Origin of the sequence: Streptomyces odonnellii, from assembly GCF_000981895.1 — a bacterium.
GTDB classification, from domain to species: Bacteria; Actinomycetota; Actinomycetes; order Streptomycetales; family Streptomycetaceae; genus Streptomyces; species Streptomyces odonnellii.
The window spans coordinates 1-18,024 of sequence record NZ_LATD01000142.1 but is presented as its reverse complement, the minus strand read 5'-3'; the positions used below and the strand labels follow the sequence as shown (position 1 = coordinate 18,024).

Annotated in this window: 16 protein-coding genes; 7 read left to right on the top strand and 9 right to left on the bottom strand. The window is 72.4% G+C overall.

All coding sequences use genetic code 11. The features are described 5' to 3' along the window. Positions 1–1,138, bottom strand: a 1,138-nt coding sequence (locus tag WH07_RS14865; RefSeq protein ID WP_408645847.1) for an MFS transporter, incomplete at its 3' end; no start/stop codon positions are given. Between the two features lie 154 nt (positions 1,139–1,292). Between WH07_RS14865 and WH07_RS14860 the strand changes: the two genes are divergently transcribed. Further along, a complete protein-coding gene (locus tag WH07_RS14860; RefSeq protein ID WP_079023231.1) occupies positions 1,293–2,462 on the top strand; it encodes a GlxA family transcriptional regulator in 1,170 nt (389 codons plus the stop codon). On the opposite strand, the gene WH07_RS14855 is transcribed toward WH07_RS14860, so the two are convergent. Further along, positions 2,426–2,983, bottom strand: a complete 558-nt coding sequence (locus WH07_RS14855; RefSeq protein ID WP_232788900.1) for an ATP-binding protein — start codon at positions 2,981–2,983, stop codon at positions 2,426–2,428. The two genes, WH07_RS14860 and WH07_RS14855, sit on opposite strands and share 37 nt — an antisense overlap. Before the next feature lie 595 nt (positions 2,984–3,578). After that, entirely contained in the window at positions 3,579–4,091 is a 513-nt protein-coding gene (locus tag WH07_RS14850; protein WP_046500346.1) for an EF-hand domain-containing protein, read from the bottom strand. A 290-nt stretch (positions 4,092–4,381) separates the two neighbouring features. Between WH07_RS14850 and WH07_RS14845 the strand changes: the two genes are divergently transcribed. Continuing rightward, positions 4,382–4,972, top strand: a complete 591-nt coding sequence (locus WH07_RS14845) for an RNA polymerase sigma factor (RefSeq protein ID WP_046500345.1) — start codon at positions 4,382–4,384, stop codon at positions 4,970–4,972. Then, complete coding sequence (locus tag WH07_RS40345) at positions 4,969–6,519, top strand: hypothetical protein (RefSeq protein ID WP_408645846.1); 1,551 nt, start codon at positions 4,969–4,971, stop codon at positions 6,517–6,519. The genes WH07_RS14845 and WH07_RS40345 overlap by 4 nt, the downstream gene beginning before the upstream one ends. 97 nt (positions 6,520–6,616) lie before the next feature. On the opposite strand, the gene purU is transcribed toward WH07_RS40345, so the two are convergent. Together purU and WH07_RS14830 are read right to left on the bottom strand one after the other, a co-directional pair. Continuing rightward, positions 6,617–7,531, bottom strand: a complete 915-nt coding sequence (gene purU / locus WH07_RS14835) for a formyltetrahydrofolate deformylase (RefSeq protein WP_052744388.1) — start codon at positions 7,529–7,531, stop codon at positions 6,617–6,619. A gap of 41 nt (positions 7,532–7,572) precedes the next feature. Then, positions 7,573–8,019: an SCO4402 family protein gene (locus WH07_RS14830; protein ID WP_046500344.1), complete on the bottom strand. Its 447-nt coding sequence runs from the start codon at positions 8,017–8,019 to the stop codon at positions 7,573–7,575. A gap of 173 nt (positions 8,020–8,192) precedes the next feature. Here WH07_RS14830 and WH07_RS14825 point away from each other — a divergent pair, with 173 nt between their 5' ends. Then, positions 8,193–9,467, top strand: a complete 1,275-nt coding sequence (locus WH07_RS14825) for an ABC transporter substrate-binding protein (RefSeq protein WP_046500343.1) — start codon at positions 8,193–8,195, stop codon at positions 9,465–9,467. A gap of 79 nt (positions 9,468–9,546) precedes the next feature. Here the strand turns inward: WH07_RS14825 and WH07_RS14820 are convergent, their stop codons facing one another. The 3 genes from WH07_RS14820 to WH07_RS14810 all read right to left on the bottom strand — a co-directional run bounded on the left by WH07_RS14820 (position 9,547) and on the right by WH07_RS14810 (position 13,378). After that, on the bottom strand, positions 9,547–9,840 hold the full coding sequence (locus tag WH07_RS14820; RefSeq protein WP_046500342.1) for a hypothetical protein: 294 nt from the start codon (positions 9,838–9,840) through the stop codon (positions 9,547–9,549). Positions 9,841–9,963: 123 nt separating this feature from the next. After that, complete coding sequence (locus tag WH07_RS14815; protein ID WP_052744387.1) at positions 9,964–11,679, bottom strand: hypothetical protein; 1,716 nt, start codon at positions 11,677–11,679, stop codon at positions 9,964–9,966. Between the two features lie 316 nt (positions 11,680–11,995). Beyond that, positions 11,996–13,378: a tetratricopeptide repeat protein gene (locus WH07_RS14810; protein ID WP_046500340.1), complete on the bottom strand. Its 1,383-nt coding sequence runs from the start codon at positions 13,376–13,378 to the stop codon at positions 11,996–11,998. A gap of 316 nt (positions 13,379–13,694) precedes the next feature. Here WH07_RS14810 and WH07_RS14805 point away from each other — a divergent pair, with 316 nt between their 5' ends. The 3 genes from WH07_RS14805 to WH07_RS14795 are packed head-to-tail and all read left to right on the top strand — an operon-like array spanning position 13,695 to position 16,951. Next, a complete protein-coding gene (locus WH07_RS14805; RefSeq protein WP_232788899.1) occupies positions 13,695–14,393 on the top strand; it encodes a bifunctional DNA primase/polymerase in 699 nt (232 codons plus the stop codon). A 57-nt stretch (positions 14,394–14,450) separates the two neighbouring features. Further along, the gene (locus WH07_RS14800) at positions 14,451–15,317 is read left to right on the top strand and encodes an ABC transporter ATP-binding protein (RefSeq protein WP_046500338.1); all 867 of its coding nucleotides are present in this window, start codon (positions 14,451–14,453) and stop codon (positions 15,315–15,317) included. Then, complete coding sequence (locus WH07_RS14795; RefSeq protein WP_046500337.1) at positions 15,314–16,951, top strand: hypothetical protein; 1,638 nt, start codon at positions 15,314–15,316, stop codon at positions 16,949–16,951. The genes WH07_RS14800 and WH07_RS14795 overlap by 4 nt, the downstream gene beginning before the upstream one ends. A gap of 239 nt (positions 16,952–17,190) precedes the next feature. On the opposite strand, the gene WH07_RS14790 is transcribed toward WH07_RS14795, so the two are convergent. After that, positions 17,191–18,024, bottom strand: an 834-nt coding sequence (locus tag WH07_RS14790) for an alpha/beta fold hydrolase (protein ID WP_106409575.1), incomplete at its 5' end; no start/stop codon positions are given.

The following is an 18,024-nucleotide window of genomic DNA, read 5'->3' as shown; positions in this document are numbered from 1 at the left end:
GCGCCAGCGCCCGCCCCACCGCGAGCATGATCAGTGAGCCCGCCACGTCATACGCGTGCAGCCGGTTCAGCGCCTCCGCCGGGACCTGTGTCTGGACCGTCGTGGACCACATCACCAGCCAGAACGCCAGCGCCACACCCCCCAGGAAGAACCCCGCGGCCAGCACGGACACCGGCACGTCGTACGCCAGGACCAGTACGTTCGCGACCACCCCGAACAGCGCGAACGTCCCCGCGAACAGCGGTCTGCGCGGCCGTACCCGCATCGCCAGCAGCCCGCCCGCCGCGTTGCCCGCGCCGGCGACCGCCATCATCAGCCCGAACATCGCCGAGCCGTGCCGCTCGGTGACCACCACCGCCTCCAGCGGGGTGATCGGACCGAGCACGGTGATCCCGTACACCGACCAGACCGCGATCACCCCCCACAGCCAGGACCGTGCCCTGAACTCCCGCCAGCCGCCCAGCAGTTCGGCGAGCATCGACTCCCCGACGACCGGCGCGACGAACGGCATCCTGATCAGGAACAGACACACCGCGCTGACCGCGAAGGTCGCCGCGTTGACCCCGAAGATCAGCCCGGGACCGCCGAAGCCGACCAGCCCGCCCGCGACCGCGGGCCCCGCCATCGTGGTCAGCGACTCGGCGACCCGCAGGACCGCGTTTCCGCGCTGTACGTCCGGCGCCATCAGCGGCAGCATGCTGGCCACGCCCGGCTGGAAGATGGCCGCGCCCAGCCCGCTGAGCGCGCTCAGCGCGTACACCAGCCACAGCGAGGGCGGCCCCAGGACGAACGCGCAGGCCAGCACCACGGTGCCCACCACCCGTACCACGTCCGCCAGCACCATCATCCGGCGCGGCGTGAACCGGTCGGCCAGCACCCCGCCCATGATCACGAAGCCCGCGAAGCACACCATCCACGCGCCGAGCGCGAAGCTCACGGACGAGGCGCCGTACCCCGCGTCGAGCAGCCCCGCGGCGAGCGCGACCGGCACCATCCCGTCACCGAAGCGCGCGACGGTACGGGCGAGGAAGAAGAGCCGGAAGTTACGGTTCCAGAGGGTGAGCTCCACCGTCTCCAGTGGGTCACCGGGAATGTCCGGCTCGGGAATGGCCTGGGCCGCCACGCGATTCTGAGTCACAGGGGTGACAGATATCAAGCGGTGGTCCGGGCCTCCAACACGCATCCACGGAGCGGACCGCCGCAGCACCGCCACCGGACCGTCACCGGATCACCGCCGGACCACCGCAAGCCCCCGCACCCGACCCGCCCGACGCACCAGACCGGAGGACCCCATGCAGGACTCACCAGCCCCCGGCTCCGGCACCTGCCCCGGCTCCGTCGACGGCACTCGCCCCCACCGGGTCGTCGTCCTCGCCCTCGACGGCCTGCTCCCCTTCGAACTGGGCATCCCCCTGCGGATCTTCGGTATCGCCCGCGACTCCGCCGGCCGCGAGCTGTACGAGATCGTCACCTGCTCCGTCCGCCCGCCCGGCCCCGTCCGTACCAGCGGGGACTTCTCGGTCCTCGTCGAGAACGGCCCCGAGGCCCTCGCCACCGCCGACACCGTGATCGTCACCGCCTCGTACGGACTCGGCCCGGTCTACGAGGAGGGCATCCTCTCCGAGGAGTTGAAGGCCGCCTTCGCGCGGCTGCGTCCGGGCACCCGCATGGTCTCGATCTGCACCGGCAGCTATGTCCTGGCCGCCGCGGGCTTCCTGGACGGGCGGCCCGCGACCACCCACTGGTTCCACGCCGCCCATTTCCAGCGCATGTTCCCGCGGGTCGGCGTCGACGCGGACGTGCTGTTCATCGACGACGGCGATGTGCTGACCTCGGCGGGGGTCGCCGCCGGGATCGACCTCTGTCTCCATATCGTGCGCCGCGACCACGGCGCCGCGGTCGCCAACGACGTGGCGCGCCGTACGGTCGTACCGCCCCACCGGGACGGCGGCCAGGCCCAGTACGTCCGGCGCCCGGTCCCCGAACCCCAGCTCGCGACCACCACCGCCGCCAGGACGTGGGCACTCGCGCGGCTCCATGAGCCGATCCAGTTGCGCGACATGGCGGAGCAGGAGGCCATGTCCGTACGGACGTTCACGCGCCGGTTCCGTGAGGAGGCGGGGGTCAGCCCCGGGCAGTGGCTGGTGCGGCAGCGGGTCGAACGGGCCCGGCACCTCCTGGAGTCGACGGATCTGTCGGTCGATCAGGTGGCGCGGGACTCGGGGTTCGGTACGGCGCAGTCGATGCGCCAGCACCTCCAGTCGGCGCTGGGTGTCGCGCCGACGGTCTACCGGCGCACCTTCCGCGCGGGAACCCGAGCGGGGACGCGAGCGGAGACCCCGGCAGGAACACCAGCGGGGACCCCGGTGGGAACGCGCGCAGAGGTACGGCCGGACGACGCGCGGGACCGTCGGACACCGGACGGTCAGGCGGGACGCGGCACCGCGCACGACCGCTTGTAGGCGGGGCGCGCCCCGCCGCCACCGGCGCCCGCGGGCGGCCTGGTCTCATAGGCGGAACCGTTCGTGGCGGGCCGGGGCTCGTACGCGGCCGGTTCGTACGCGCTCGGCGCGCGCTCCGGCGCCAGGCGGTCGACCTCGCACCAGATCCGCTTGCCCGCGCCCTCGGGCTGCCAGCCCCACCGGTCGGCCAGCCCGTCGACCAGCTCCAGACCACGGCCGTTGGTGTCGTCGCCCTCCGCGTGGCGCGGGCGCGGCGGACACGCGCTCGCGTCGGCGACCTCGACCCGTACGGTGCCGGCCTCGGCCCCGCCGGGCCGGAACCGCATCCGCAGCACGGCCGGACAGCCGGTGTGCACCACGGCATTGGTGACCAGCTCGGAGATGAGCAGGATCAGAGTCTCCGCGACCGGTTCGTCGTCCCCTATCCCCGAGCCGACGAGCCGGGATCTGGCCCATCGGCGCGCACGCCCCACCTCCGCCGGGTCGGGCCCGACCTCCAACTGAACCTGAAGCACCTGCACCGCTCACACCATCCGAACCGGCGGACACATCGCCTCGCGCCTCGACAAGGTCCTCGACAGGATCACTGAACGTGATGCCCTTGCGAGACAGCATGGTTGACGTACAGTCACCGCAACAAGCGCTTCGGGCATATTCCAGCGCGAAGGAGTACGCGTGCTGCATACTGTGCGACGCGCGCTGCGGGGAGTCGAACAAGGGGGCGTACGGCGCCTCCGTACCGCACGAGCGGCGCACATCCCCGGTCCCGGAGCCACCCTCCTGGCAGCACCGCGATCCTCGCGCCTCACAAGCTCTCGCACCCCATGGAGCGTACCGGAGCCCGAAGCGACTCCGGCCTGTGACGGCCCGCCGTAAGGACACAACCCGGTATCGACCGTGAAACGGCCGCGTCGGCACACACGGTGACGCAGCAGAACGCCGGGGCCAGAACTTTTCGCCGACGCGCGAACTTTCCCGGCGAGGCGGACGCATGAGAGAACGCGTGAAAGACGCATGAAAACAGACAAGCCACGACGGACCAGTCGCGGCCGGCAAGCCACGGCCGACCGGCCGCGACGGACGGGCGGGGCCGGATCGAACACCGGCCCCGGCCGGTCAGGGTTCCGGTGTGACGTAGTACGCGGCGAAGCCGGCCAGGATCTCCTCCTCGTTGATCCTGCCGTCGCCGTCCGCGTCGAGCCGCTCGGCCACCATCCCCGCCGCCTCCGTGCCGACCCCCAGTACCAGCAGCGCGCGTTCGGCCGCCGCGCGGGTCACCCCGGTGCCGTCCTCGTCGGCCACGGCGATCGCCGCGCGCAGGAACGGCCGGGCGATCTCGGCGAACCGCTCGGGGTTGTCCCGCAGCCGCTTCACCGCGCCCGTCACGAACTCCTGCCTGCTGACCCGCTGGTCGCCGTCCACATCCGCGATCCCGGCCATGCCCTGCCAGAACGCCTCGGCCCCGTTGTAGAGGGCCTGGCCCTTGTCGGAGCGTGCGGTCGTGCCGAACTCGGCCAGCAGTGCCGCCGCCGCACCGCTGAAGTCCTCGCGGTCGATATAACCGCTGCCGTCCTGGTCGAAGGCTGCGAACCGGGAGGCGATCTTGCCCTCGTACTCTGCGCTGTCCATCCCCGGAGGGTACGACGACGGACGGCTCCCGCGCGCCTCTGTGGCACGGAGGAGCCGCGGCCCGGTGGCCGGAAGCAGCCAGGAACCGTCCGGCGCGGTCCGGACATTCACCGCGCCTGCCCCACTGAGCCCGTCCGAAACGTGATGAGTGCCGTGGGGGCGCACTTGCCACAAAGGGGCGTGTGTCCTCGGTGCCGCCCACTACATTCGAAGGGACGGGGGAATTCGACACGTACGGCATGTCGGTGGCAGGGCGGACGGACGGGCGCAGGAACAGGGCTGGGGGTCGTATGGCGAAGGACACTCCGCCCCGGTGGGACCGCAGGATGCAGCAGCGGCTCGCGCGGGGCGAGGCAGCCGCGCTCGGTGAGCTGTACGACCGGTTCGCGCCGCTGGTGCACAGTCTGGCGAACCGTGTGCTCGACGACAGCGACGCGGCCGACCGCGTCACCCGGGAAGTCTTCGCCCATGTCTGGGACAACCCGGGTACGTACGACCCGAAGCAGGGCTCGATGCGGTCCTGGGTGGCCGGAATCACCCGCAGGACCGCCATACGCAGGTTCCGGCAGACCGAGGCGGCGGCGTACGAGGCGAACGGCGAGGGCACGGCCGAGGAACTGGCCGAACTGGAGGAGAAGATACGCAGGGCCTCGGCGGCGGCCCGCGCCGACTACATCGTCGGGTCGATGCCGGCCCCGCTGTGGGCCGCGCTGGAGCTGGCGTACTTCCGCCGCAGGAACTACCGCCAGGCCGCGGCGGATCTCGGGGTCACGGAGGACGAGGCCCGGCGCAGGCTCCGGCTCGGACTCCAGCTCCTCTCGACCGCCGGCACCCATGCGGCGGACGGCACTTCGCCACCGGGGAACGGACGCTCGCTGTGACCGGCCCGCTGGACGGCGGCCCGGGCGGCCGCGACCGCAAAGGACAGCCCGCCTCCCCGCGCATCCCGGGCCCGAGGCAGGCGGCGGACGACATGGCCCCGGGCAGGCACGAGCGGACCCTGCCACCGGAGCCCCGGGACCAGTCCGAGGACCGGGCCGCGAACCGGGACCGGGACCGGGACCAGTCCGAGAACCGGGCCGCGAACCGGGACCGGGAGCGGGAGGACCGGTCCGCGGCCCAGGCCACTGACCGGGACCAGAGCCACGACCAGGACCGGGTCCGGGCTCAGTCCCAGGACCAGTCCGAGGCTCAGGGCCGGGACCAGGACCAGGGCCGGGCCCAGGGCCGGGACCGGAGCGAGGGCCCGGACCGGGGCCAGGGCCCGGACCGGGGCCAGGGCCCGGACCGGGGCCAGGGCCCGGACGAGCCCAGTGCCTCCGCCGGCAAGCTCCCCCACTCCGTGCTCGCCTCGTTGCTCGGCGCCTGGGCCCTCGCCGCCTGCTCCGCCGAAGAGACCGCGCTGGTCGAGGACCATCTCACCGAGTGCGCGCCCTGCGCCGACGAGGCGCTCCGCCTCCGTGACGCCGTCGGGCTGCTGCACACCGACCGCAGTCTCGACCTCGATCCGCTGCTGCGCTCCCGGGTGCTGGAGAGCTGCCTCGGCCGCAGACCCGCCCGGATACCCGTGCCCGCCTGGTCGGCTCCGTACGACGCGGAGACCGCGCGGCTCGACGCGCTGCTGCGGGACATCGGGGACGGCGAGTGGCACGCGCCCGTACGGCTGAGATGGTTCGAGGAGGAGCGGCCCGTCTCGCGCAGGACCACCGTCGCCGGGGTCATCGACCATCTCATGACCGTGGACGGCCTGGTCGCGGGCGCCCTCGGTCTCGACGACCCGCTCGGCGACGGCGCCCCGGACGACCCCACCGACCGTACGGAGATCCACTGGCGGACCGCCAAGTCCCCGCCCACCCGCGCCGTCCACGAGCCGTGGCGCGAGCAGAGCCACGCGCTGATCCGCACCGTGTCCTTCGCCGGCCGCGGGGTGGCCGAACTCTCCGTGTCGTACGGCGACTTCTTCGCCCTGCCGCTCCGTGACGCGCTGCTGGACCGCGCCTTCGAGTGCTGGGTGCACGGTACGGACATCGCGGAGGCGGTGGACTATCCGTACGAGCCGCCCAGCGGTGCCCATCTGCACCGGATGGTCGATCTGGCCGCGCGAGTGCTGCCGTCGGCCATCGCGACGCGTCGGCGCAACGGTCTCGCCGGGCCCGCCCGGGATCTGGTGACCGCGGGCTCGCCCGGCCGGTCGCTGCGGCTGGAGGTGGAGGGCGCGGGCGGCGGAAGCTGGTACATCGCCCTGGACTCCCCCGCCGCGCTGGGCTCCCCCGAGCGCTCGGTGGGCCAAGTCGCCCTGGACGCGGTCGAGTTCTGCCAGCTCGTGGCGGGGCATGTCACACCGGAGGAAGCGGCGGCGGGGCAGGACGGCGACCGTGAGGCGATCCGGGACGTGCTGTCGGCGGCGGCCTCGATGAGCCGCCTCTGAACCACCTGCCTCCGACGCACCCGCCACTGAGGCACCTGCCACCGAGGCGCCCGCTGAGATATTCGTCACACCCCGCCCGCCGGGTGCGACGGGCAGGTCAGGCGAAGACGACCGTACGGTGCCCGTTCAGCAGGATCCGGTGCTCCGCGTGCCACTTCACCGCACGCGCCAGCGCCTGGCACTCCACGTCCCGCCCGATCGCCACCAACTGCCCCGGCGTGACCTGGTGGCCGACCCGCTCGATCTCCTGCTCGATGATCGGGCCCTCGTCGAGATCCGCCGTCACATAGTGCGCGGTCGCGCCGATCAGCTTCACCCCGCGCGCGTGCGCCTGGTGGTACGGCTTCGCGCCCTTGAAGCTCGGCAGGAAGGAGTGGTGGATATTGATGATCCGGCCGTTGAGCTGCTTGCAGAGATCGTCGGAGATCACCTGCATGTAGCGCGCCAGCACCACCAGTTCCACCCGCTCCGCACGGACCAGTTCCAGCAGCTCCGCCTCGGCGGCCGGCTTGGTCTCCCTGGTCACCGGGATGTGGTGGAACGGAATGCCGTACGACGCGGCCAGCTCGGCGAAGTCGGTGTGGTTCGAGACGACCGCCGCGATCTCCACCGGCAGAGCGCCGGTCCCGGCCCGGAAGAGCAGATCGTTCAGACAGTGGCCGAATCTGCTGACCATCAGGACGATCCGCATCCGCTCCTCCGCGCGGTGGATCTCCCACTCCATCCGGAAGGCGTCCCCGATGGCGGCGAAGCTGGCCCGCAGCTTCTCCAGCGTCACCGGCGCGCCGGCCGAGAAGTGCACCCGCATGAAGAACAGGCCGGTGTCGTGGTCCCCGAACTGCTGGCTGTCCTCGATGTTGCAGCCGGTCATGAACAGATAGCTGGACACGGCGTGCACGATCCCCTGCTTGTCCGGGCAGGACAGCGTCAGAACGTACTGCTCGGGCTTCAGGTGCTGCTCGGGCTGCGCGGGCGTGTTCGCGGCGGGCGGCCGCTGCGGGGCGGTGCTCATGACCTCAGAGGATCCCACACCGCCGCGAAACCCCGCCGTACTCACACCGACCGCGTCATGATCCGCAGCACGTCCAGCGACTTCGGCACGGTGTCCGGATCGTCCCCGTCGCTGGTCGCCAGCCGTACGTGCGCCTCGCGGGCCGCCCGTACCGCCTCCGGCCAGCCGTGGTGCTCCAGATAGGCCGACACGGGCGCGTCCGCGCCGACCTGGTGCATGATGCGCAGCACCCGCAGCACGGCGAGATCGACCAGGGCGGCCTCGGCGGAGTCGCGGAAGATCGTGCCGACGTACTTCTCGGCGGACCAGTTGTCCAGCCAGGTGTCCTCGACCAGCCGGTACACGGCGTCGGTGACATCGCCGTACCCCTCGCGGCCGGCCAGCCAGTACTCCTGGTGGAAGACGGGATCGGAAAGCATGTGCAGCGCCGAGCGCACATTGCTGCGCCAGCGCCACCATGGCATGTCATTCAGCGGCATGCCGCCCATGGTGGGGGAGTGACGGGTACGACGGGAAGAGTTCTCGGAACCTTGCTGCACAGTCCTTGACTCTACGGTCCGTACGGACGCGGACCCATCGGCCCCCGTAATTCACCCCTAAGTCATCAAACATTGAACTTTAACCATTCCTCCGTTACCTGGAGGCGGCAGCCTGCATGACTATGACCGGTAGGCGTCGCTCTTCTTCCTTCCGCCCCTTCCAGTCCGGTGTTTTTCGTACCGTCTGTACCGCGGTGGTGGGAGCGTCGCTCCTGACCGGCTGCGGCGTACTCCCTGGCGGCTCGGGGGGCTCCAGGGAGCCCGTGACGGTGATGACCTGGGCGCCCGTCGGAACCAACGCCACCAATCAGCCGGGCATGCCGGCCATGGCCAAGGCGTTCGCCCGCTGGGTCAACGCGGGCGGCGGGATCGACGGTCATACGCTGCGCGTCCTCACCTGCAACGAGAACAACAGCACCGCGGGGGCGGCGGACTGCGCGCGCCGCGCGGTGAACGAGAACGCGGTCGCGGTCGTCGGCTCGTACAGCCAGCACGGCCGGGAGTTCATGGCGCCGCTGGAGGCCGCGTCCATCCCGTTCCTGGGCGGATACGGGCTCACCGAGGAGGAGTTCACCAGCTTCCTCTCCTATCCCGTCAACGGCGGCCAGGCGACGCTCCTCGCCGGCAACGGCAGGCAGTTGGCCCGCGAGTGCGAGCGTACGGCGCTGGTACGGCCCGACACCATCTCCGGCGACGATCTGCCCGAGCTGCTCAACTCCGGTCTGGCACAGGGCGGCAGGGGCATCGCGGGCGACATCCGCGCGGCCGAGGACGCCACCGACTACACGCGCCAGGCCGAGCAGGCCCGCTCGCGGGCGGGGGACGACGGCTGTGTCACCGCGGTGCTCGGCGACCGTACGGAGACCTTCTTCGACTCCTACCGCCGGGTGCCGGAGGACGGCCGGGACATCAAGGTCTCCTCGGTCCTCGGCAGTGTGGGCCAGCCGCTCATCGACAGCACGGGCGGCAAGACAGGCCCCTTCGAGGGCGCGTATCTGACCGGCTGGTACCCGGTGGCGACCGACCCTGCGTGGAAGCCGATGCTGAACGTGATCGACAAGTACGCCTTCGGCGACAACGACATCGACCCGGCGGACCCGGGTTCGCAGACGACCTGGATCGCGTACACCGCGCTCAAGAAGGTCATCGAGTCGATCAACGCCGACGTGATCACCTCGGGCAAGATCGCGGACGCCCTCGACCGGGGCGTACAGGTGCACACCGGCGGCCTCACCCCGCCGCTGCGCTGGCGGTACGAGGACATGCTGGGCGCGCCGGGCTTCCCCCGGATCGTCAACAGGGACGTGACGTTCCAGGTGGTACGTGAAGGCCGCCTGGTGGCCCAGAAGAAGGGCCTCGTCGACGTCGGCCAGACGGTGGGCGGCACGGTCTCGTAAGGCGGGGAGGGACGACATGCCCCGCCCCGCCCCCGGACGCCGCCCCGGCCGCTGATCGGAGCGGCCGGGGCCATGCCGGTCAGAGACGCCGTACCCGGCCCGCGATGCCGTGGCCGATCAGCACATAGACGACGGCGGCGAGTCCGTAGCCGCAGACGACACGCGCCCATGCCTCGTCGAAGGTGAACAGGTCATAGGACCAGCCGGCCAGCCAGCGTGCTGCGTCCCGGACGAACTCCACCAGGTCGTTGGCGCGGTTGGCGTCCAGCAGGTACATCACGATCCAGAGGCCCAGGATGAAGGCCATGATGTCCGCGACGACGACGATGAGCGTCGCCGCGGAGCCGCTTCCACTGCGATGACGTGAGGACATGTCCAGCGTGTTGCCGCTTGTGACCGTGTGAAACCCACCCACGCCGCCGACACCCCGCCCGGCACCTACGGCCGCTACGGCTCCCGGGCCGTCGGCCTCCGGCGGCGGCCGGTGGCCGGCGGGTCAGAGCTGGGTCGGCGGGCGTTGCGAGAGCCCGTACTTGGTCGCGATGCCGTTCCACAGCTTCGACGCCTTCTGCTTCGCCGCCGTCGCGTCGCCGCTCGCGCGGTTCCCCTCCGCCGCCTGCTGCGTCACCCGGGCCTCGCCGTCCTTGCAGTTCTTCTTGCCCTTGACCTGCCTGGCCCAGTTCGCGTAGTGGTCGTCCGCCGAGGCCGACGCCTCCCACGCGTCGGTCAGCGACGAGGTCAGCTCCTCGTGGTCGGGCAGCTTGTCGAGCGTCAGGTCCTTGAGCCGGGTCACCAGATCGCGGCGCTGCTCGGCGGCGCCGTGCAGATCGGTGGCCGCCTGGTCCAGGTTGTCGCAGGACTTGATCGACTCGACCGCCTTGATGACCGTGGCCCGGCTGCTGCCGCTGTCCGCGAGCAGTTTGTCGAGCGCCTCCGCCTGCGGCTTGGCCGGGTCGGCGTCCTCGCTCGGGGCGGACGGCTCGGCGGGGGGCGAACTCACCGCGCCCACGGCCGCGCTGTTGTCCTGCGCCGGTTCGTCGCCGCCACCGCTCATCAGCGCGCCCGCGCCGAGGCCGAGGACGGCGCAGCCGATCACGACGGCCGCGATCACGGGGACGGGCGAGGACTTGCGGCGCCCGGCGGCGCGGCCCTGCGGCTGACGCGGCTCCTGCGGCGCCCGGCCCTGGTCGTACGAGGCGTGCTGCGGCGGTTCGTAGGGCGCGGCGGCAGGCCTGCGGCCGCCCTGCTGGAGGCCGCGGCCGGCACCGAACTGGGGCAGCGGCTGCGTCGAGTCCGCGCCCTGGCCGCCGCCGGGCGGCGCGTCGCTGCGGAAGAGGCTGTCGAACTCGGCGGGCGGCTGGCGCTCGCCCGGCTCGCCGGGCCGGATGCCGTACGGAGCGCCGGGGGGCGCGGCCGGGACGTTCTGCGCGGGTCCCGGCTGGGCCGGTACCGGCGCGATGTACTGCGTGGCGTCCGCGTCCGGGCCGCCCTGACCGGGGCCGGGGCCCTGGATGGGCGTGGGCAGGAACTGGGTGGCCTCGGCGGCGCTCTCGGGCGGCGGCATGCCGGGGCCGGGGCCGGCGGCTATCGGGGCGATGAACTGGGTGGCGTCCGCGTCCCCCGCGCCGGGTATGCCGGGCGCGGCAGCCACCGGCGGCAGATACTGCGTGGCGTCCGCGCTGCCCGCCGCGGGGGCCTGCGGGGGCAACGGCTGGGCGTGCCGGGGCGGTTGGGGCTGCTGATACGGCTGGCTCTGCTGCTGGTACGGCTGTTCCTGCTGCGGATAGGGCAGGCCCGGCTCCTGCGCCGGCGGAAGCGGCAGGCTCGGCGGGAGCTGGCCTCCGTACGGGGCGCCCTCCTGCGGTCCGTACGACTGGCCGCCCGGCTGCTGCCCGTACCCCTGCTGCCCGCCGTACTGGGGCTGCCCGCCCTGCTGCGAGCCGTCGTGCGGAGGCCGGCCGCCGTGCTGCGGCTGAGCCCCGCCGCCGTATCCCGGCTGGTCCCCGCCGCCGTACCCGGACTGGTCCTGCTGCCCGTCCCCCGGTCCCCAAGGCTGTCCCCACGGCTGACCGCCCGCGGGCCCCTGTGCGGGCTCCTCCGCGGACTGGCCCGGGATCCAGGGCGCGCTGCCGTCGCCGGGCAGCACAACGCCTTCGTGCGCGGGCCGAGCGGCGGGGTGCCGCGGCTCATCCCCTTGTCCGCTGTGCGTCACCGGGACTCCTACGTGTGGAACGTGTGGACCTACCGAACGTCGGTTCACGCTACCCGGTGAATCGCGGAAACTGCCACGCGCCCGGATCCGGTAACGCCCCGCCCCCGGGAGACGCTGTTACCGAGGCCGAAAACGCCGGTACCGGCGGGGACTTGGGCCTGATCACGGCCCTGGACACGCCTCGGGCACGGCATGGGCACCACACCCCTGCGGCACCCGCACGCACGACACCTCAAGGACATCCCCGCGCAAGACTCGTCACAGAACTTTCACGCGTCCCGTGACATCCCTCACGCGGGTGCCCGGCGAGCCCCTCTCAAGCCGCCTGGATCTCCAGCCGCGCCCCGAACTCCCGTACCACGGGCTCGTTTCCGTACGGCTCCAGACGCTGCTGGAGATCGTCCAGATACTCCGCGCCCCGGCTGGAGCGCAGCGTGCCCAGCAGCTCGACCGCGCGCATGCCGGTGTGGCACGCCTCCTCCACCTCGCGCTGCTGGACCTGGGCCATCGCCAGCAGCACCAGCCCGATCGCCCGCCGCCGCGCCCGGGACTCGGGGTGGCCCTCCAGCGCGTCCGCGGCATGCCGCCCGGCCGCCTCCGGCTGCCCCAGATCCCGGTAGCAGTGCGCCAGTTCGTCGGCGAGATAGGCCTGGTCGAAGTGGGCGATCCACTCGGGGTCGTCGCCGGACTCGGCGTCCGCCCGCTCCAGCGACTCGACCGCCCGGCCCGCCACCGCGCCGCAGGTCCTGCTGTCGCCCATCAGCGCGTGGCCGCGCGCCTCGGCCGCGTAGAACATGGCCTGCGCCCGCGGGGTCACCTGTCCGCGCGCCCCCTCCTGCGCCGCCCGCGCCAACTGCGCGATCTCCCGCGGGTTTCCGAGCTGCGCCGCGAGATGGCTCATGGACGCGGCCAGCACATAGCCTCCGTACCCGCGGTCCCCCGCGGCCTGGGCCAGCCGCAGCGCCTGAATGTAATAACGCTGCGCGAGCCCCGGCTGTCCGGTGTCCACCGCCATGTACCCGGCCAGTTCGGTCAGCCGGGAGACGGCCGCGAAGAGCCTGCGCCCGACCGATTCGCGGTACGAGCCCGAGAGCAGCCCCGCCACCACGCTGTTCAGATAGTGGACGACGACCGGCCGCACATGGCCGCTGCCGAAGCGGTGGTCCAGATCGATGAGCGAGTGCGTCATCGCCCGTACCGCGTCGACATCCGAATCCCCCACCCGCGCACCGGTGTTGCGCGCGACGGCCGGGTCGGCGGCCGTGATCAGCCAGTCCCTGCTGGGCTCGACGAGCGCGGAGGACGCGACGGCGGACCCGGAGAGGAAGTCCCGCCGCCCCACATCGCTCCGCCACAGCTCACAGACCTGCTCGATCGCGCCGAGGACGGTCGGCGAGAACTGGAGTCCGACGCCGGAGGCGAGATTCTTGCCGTTCGCCATCCCGATCTCGTCGATCGTGACCGTACGGCCCAGCTTCCGGCCCAGCGCCTCGGCGATGATGCCCGGGGCCCGGCCGCGTGGCTGCTGTCCGCGTAACCAGCGCGCCACCGATGTCTTGTCGTACCGCAGGTCGAGCGCGCGCTCGGCGCCCACCATGTTGACGCGGCGGGCGAGCCCGGCGTTGGAGCACCCGGCTTCCTGGATGAGCGCCTGGAGCCGTTCGTTCGGCTGTCGCGCTACGAGAGGCCTGGCTGCCATTTTGGATACCCCCTGTGGCCGCAGTGATCAGCTAAGTGACCAATGCCCGGCAGATCTGCGGAGAATGCGCGTGTTCGGCGATAAGCGAAATTTTCGACGGTTCTTCGGAAGCGTCGGTGAACACGGCCCGGCCGGCCCGCTGTTCGCCCTCGCTGCCCGCTGTTGCTCACTGCTCGCCCCCCATGGTGTCTGAGCCCCGGGGGTGGCTACCCGGATACCGCCGCACACCCGCACGCGCGCCCCCGCCCATGCATCGATGCGCCCCATGGGCGGAATCGGCGCACGGCGCGGCGCCGTGCGCCCGTAACCCGTGGTGATGGCGGGAGTTGTGCTGTGCGTGGAAGAGACGATCGGAGTCAGGGACGCCGCGCGGATCCCGGGGCAGCGGGGCGAACTGCCGCTGGACTGCGCGGTGCGGTATACGGAAGAGAGGCACTGGGACGTGTTCCCCGGCACATGGCTGGAGGCGGTCGAGGGCACGGAGCGGTGCTCGTGCCGCCGGGCGGGCTGCCCCCTGCCGGGGTCGCACGCGACGGGACCGGAGTGGGCGGCGCAGGCGACGGGCAGCGCGGCGGCGGTGCGCAGACTGTGGGCGACGAGGCCCGGGGCATCGGTGCTGCTGCCGACGGGACGCGCCTTCGACGCGCTCGACGTACCGGAGTCGGCCGGTTTTCTGGCGCTGGCCAGGATGGAGCGGCTGAATCTCACGCTCGGCCCGGTGACCTGCACACCGGACCGGCGGATGGTGTTCTTCGTCCTGCCGGGCGCGGCGGCGAAGGCGGAGGAGCTGGTACGGGGGCAGGGCTGGTCACCCCAGGCGATCGATCTGGTGGCGCTGGGCGAGGGGCAGTACGTGGCGGCGCCGCCGACCAGGGTCGGCGGCAGGGGCGCGGTGCAGTGGGCCCGCAGGCCGACGCTCGCGAACCGCTGGCTGCCCGACGCGGAGGAGCTGATGAGCCCGCTGGCCTACGCGTGCGGGCAGGAGGCCGCCGCACGGCGAACCCGTCGTACATAGCGATCCGGCGTACATAGGGTGGTCCCGTAGATATACGGGACACCGAAAGGCAGCGCCATGCCGGACCAGGCACGGGACCAGGCACAGGGAAGGACGCCGGAGCAACCGGCCACCGGGGCGACCGGAACGGCGGGCGGTGCGGGCGGGACGGGGACGCCACCGCCCGCCGTCCGGGTCGAAGGGCTGTGGAAACGATTCGGCGAGCAGGTCGCCGTCGCCGGTATCGATCTGGAGCTGCCGGCGGGCCGGTTCATCGGCCTCGTCGGCCCGAACGGCGCGGGCAAGACCACCACCCTGTCCATGATCACGGGCCTGCTCAGGCCCGACCAGGGGCGGGTGCTGGTGGCCGGGCACGATGTGTGGCGCGACCCCGCCGAGGTCAAGGCGCGGATCGGGGTACTGCCGGAGGGGCTGCGGCTGTTCGAGCGGCTCTCCGGCCGCGAACTCCTCGGCTACACCGGGCGGCTGCGGGGGCTGCCCGGTACCGAGACCGACAAGCGCGCCACCCAGCTCCTGGACGTACTGGACCTGGCCGGCGCCCAGCACAAGCTCGTCGTCGACTACTCGACCGGCATGCGCAAGAAGATAGGCCTGGCGGCGGCGCTGCTGCACAACCCCCAAGTGCTGTTCCTGGACGAGCCGTTCGAGGGCGTCGACCCGGTCTCGGCCCAGACGATCCGGGGCGTGCTGGAGCGCTATACGGACTCGGGCGCGACGGTCGTCTTCTCCAGCCATGTGATGGAGCTGGTCGAGTCGCTGTGCGACTGGGTCGCGGTGATGGCGGGCGGCCGGATCCGCGCGCAGGGCACGCTCGCGGAGGTACGGGGCGGCTCGCCGTCTCTCCAGAGCGCCTTCCTGGAACTGGTGGGCGCCGGGTCCCGCGACACCGGCGAGTCCCTGGACTGGCTGGGCGGCGCCCGATGAGCCGGACCTCGCAGGCCGGGACCGCTCCCGCTCCCGGCGGCGTCCCGCTCACCCCTGTCTTCGTACGGCTGAAGCTGTCCCTGCTGCGCAACGGTCTGCGGCAGTCGTCGGGCCGTACCGCCGCGTATGTGGTCTCCGCGGTCTTCGCGCTGCTCATCGCGGCGGGACAGCTCCTGGGGCTGGTGCTGCTGCGCGGAAACGATCACGCGGGCACGCTGGTCGTGCTGCTGGCCGGGGTCCTCGGGCTGGGCTGGGCCGTGATGCCGCTGTTCTTTCCCGGCGGGGACGAGACCCTGGACCCGACCCGGCTGGTGATGCTGCCGCTGCGGCCCCAGCCGCTGGTCAGGGCGCTGCTGATGGCGTCGCTGGTGGGGATCGGGCCGGTGTTCTCCTTCTGTCTGCTGCTCGGTTCTGCGATCGCGGTGGCGCACGGCGCGGCGGCGGTGGCCGTGGCGGTCGTCGCCGTACCGCTGGCGCTGCTGACGTGTGTGGTGCTGGCGCGGGCCGTCGCGACCGCCAATATCCGGCTGCTGACCTCGCGCAAGGGCCGCGATCTGGCCGTCCTGAGCGGTCTGCTGATCGCGGTGGGCATCCAGGTCGTCAACTTCGCCGCGCAGCGGCTCGGCGAGGCGGGCGGCCTGTCGGAGCTCGACCCGGCGGCCGGGCTCGTACGGTGGCTGCCGCCCGCGGCGGCGCTCGGCGCGGTGGACTCGGCGAGCGCGGGCGCGTACGGAACGGCCGCGGCGCAGTTGCTGCTGTCGGCCGCCGCCCCGGTGGCGCTGCTCGGACTGTGGCAGCGGTCGCTGGTGAAGCTGATGACGGCCCCGGACGGCTCGACGCTCGCCGCCGCGGAACCCTCGCGTACGGAATCCGCCTCGGCGGCGGGACGGCTGGGGCGGCTGCTGCCCGAGGGGCGTACGGGCACGGTGATGCTGCGCAGTCTGCGCTATGTGTGGCGCGATCCGAAGACCAAGGCGGCTTGGGTGACCTCGCTGGCCATCGGGCTGATCGTGCCGCTGTTCAACGCGGTCCAGGGCCAGGGCACGATCTATTTCGCGTGCTTCGCGGCGGGCATGCTGGGCATCCAGATGTACAACCAGTTCGGCCAGGACACCTCCGCCTTCTGGATGGTGGCGCTGACGATCTCCTCGACGCGGGACGCCTATCTGGAGCTGCGGGCGCGGGCCCTGACACTGCTGGTGATCACCCTGCCGTACGCGACGCTGGTGACTGTGGCCACGGCCGCCCTGCTGGGCGACTGGCACGCGCTGCCCGAGGCGCTCGGCCTGTCCTTCGCGCTGCTCGGCGCGATGCTGGCGACGGGCTCGGTGGCCTCGGCCCGCTTCCCGTACTCGATCCCGCAGGACAGCGCGTACAAGAACGTCGCCCCGGGACAGGCCGGGCTCGCCTGGATCTCCATCGTCGGCGGCATGCTCGCGGCGGCCCTGATCTGCGCGCCGGTGATCGCGCTGACCGTCTGGCTCCATGTGTCGGGCGCCGACGGCTGGACATGGCTGCTGCTGCCCGTGGGCACGGTGTACGGGGCGCTGGCGACCGCCGGAGGCCTCCGCCTGGCGGCCCCGCGCACCGCGGCCCGCCTCCCGGAGATCCTGACGGCGGTCAGCAAGGGGTAGGGCTGCGGCTGGCACCGCGTTGTGTCCTAATCGCCGGACGGGCTGGATATCAGCCCGTCCGGCGATTGAGGACGAACCGTCAGCCGGACGGACCCGGCGAAACACCGCGACCCCGGCCCCGGCGCCGGTCACCGCGTCGGAACACCGGCCCAAACCAGCCCGTCCGGCGATTGAGGACAAACCGGCACCCGGACGGACCCGGCGAAGCACCACGCCCCCAGCCCCGGCGGCAGCCACCGTCACCGCGTGAGCACCCCGTCCAGGAACGGTTCGATCGCCGCGCGATACGCCTCCGGCCGGTCGTAGTGGATGAGATGGCCCGCGTCCGTCACCTCGGCGTACTGGCCGCGCGGCAGGACCCGGACCATTTCCTGGGCCTCCGCGCGGCCCAGATCGCCGTCCAGTCCGCGGACCACCAGCGCGGGGCACTGGACCTGGGTCAGCTCCTCCCAGTGGGCGTCATGGACCCAGGTCGCCCGGGAGGTCAGCATCTGGTCGCGCGAGAAGACCGGGTGCCAGCCGTCCGCCCGCTCCGTCATCACCTCGGCGAAGAACTCGCCGCGCGACGGAGTGGGCCGGTCCGCCCAGGGGTCGTCCTCGGCGAACCACTTCCGCGCGTCGTCGAGCGTGGCGAACGGGACGGGCCACGCCTCGAACCACTGGGCCCACTCCCGCTGCGACTTGGCTCCCAGCGCGGAGGCCCGCATGTCGGAGATGACCAGGGCCCGCACCAGATCGGGCCGCCTCGCGGCGAGCTGCCATCCGGTGAGCGCGCCCATCGAGTGCCCGATGAGTGTCACGGGACCGAGTCCGAGCTGTTCGATCACCGTCTCCGCGTCGGCGACATACGCCTCCCGGGTGTACGGCCCGTCCGCCGGCTTCTCGCTGAAGCCGTGGCCCCGCTGGTCGAGTGCGACCGTACGGTGCCGCTCGGCGAGCCAGCGTCCGGTGGGGGCCCAGTGCGAGGCGCGGCCCATGAGTCCGTGGAGCAGCAGCACACCAGGGGTCCGCGGCGGTACGCCGGAGGTCCGCTCCGGTCCCCGCTCCCCCGCCTGCTCCCCGTTGTCCCGGCC

What these genes read in the sequence shown, in the direction of transcription:
- purU (WP_052744388.1), bottom strand. Translation starts at nt 7,531, where the DNA reads ATGAGCACCGCCCCGCAGCGGCCGCCCGCCGCGAACACGCCCGCGCAG.
- WH07_RS14860 (WP_079023231.1), top strand. Translation starts at nt 1,293, where the DNA reads ATGCAGGACTCACCAGCCCCCGGCTCCGGCACCTGCCCCGGCTCCGTC.
- WH07_RS14825 (WP_046500343.1), top strand. Translation starts at nt 8,193, where the DNA reads ATGACCGGTAGGCGTCGCTCTTCTTCCTTCCGCCCCTTCCAGTCCGGT.
- WH07_RS14800 (WP_046500338.1), top strand. Translation starts at nt 14,451, where the DNA reads ATGCCGGACCAGGCACGGGACCAGGCACAGGGAAGGACGCCGGAGCAA.
- WH07_RS14805 (WP_232788899.1), top strand. Translation starts at nt 13,695, where the DNA reads ATGGCGGGAGTTGTGCTGTGCGTGGAAGAGACGATCGGAGTCAGGGAC.
- WH07_RS14830 (WP_046500344.1), bottom strand. Translation starts at nt 8,019, where the DNA reads ATGGGCGGCATGCCGCTGAATGACATGCCATGGTGGCGCTGGCGCAGC.
- WH07_RS14850 (WP_046500346.1), bottom strand. Translation starts at nt 4,091, where the DNA reads ATGGACAGCGCAGAGTACGAGGGCAAGATCGCCTCCCGGTTCGCAGCC.
- WH07_RS14795 (WP_046500337.1), top strand. Translation starts at nt 15,314, where the DNA reads ATGAGCCGGACCTCGCAGGCCGGGACCGCTCCCGCTCCCGGCGGCGTC.
- WH07_RS14810 (WP_046500340.1), bottom strand. Translation starts at nt 13,378, where the DNA reads ATGGCAGCCAGGCCTCTCGTAGCGCGACAGCCGAACGAACGGCTCCAG.
- WH07_RS14820 (WP_046500342.1), bottom strand. Translation starts at nt 9,840, where the DNA reads ATGTCCTCACGTCATCGCAGTGGAAGCGGCTCCGCGGCGACGCTCATC.
- WH07_RS14845 (WP_046500345.1), top strand. Translation starts at nt 4,382, where the DNA reads ATGGCGAAGGACACTCCGCCCCGGTGGGACCGCAGGATGCAGCAGCGG.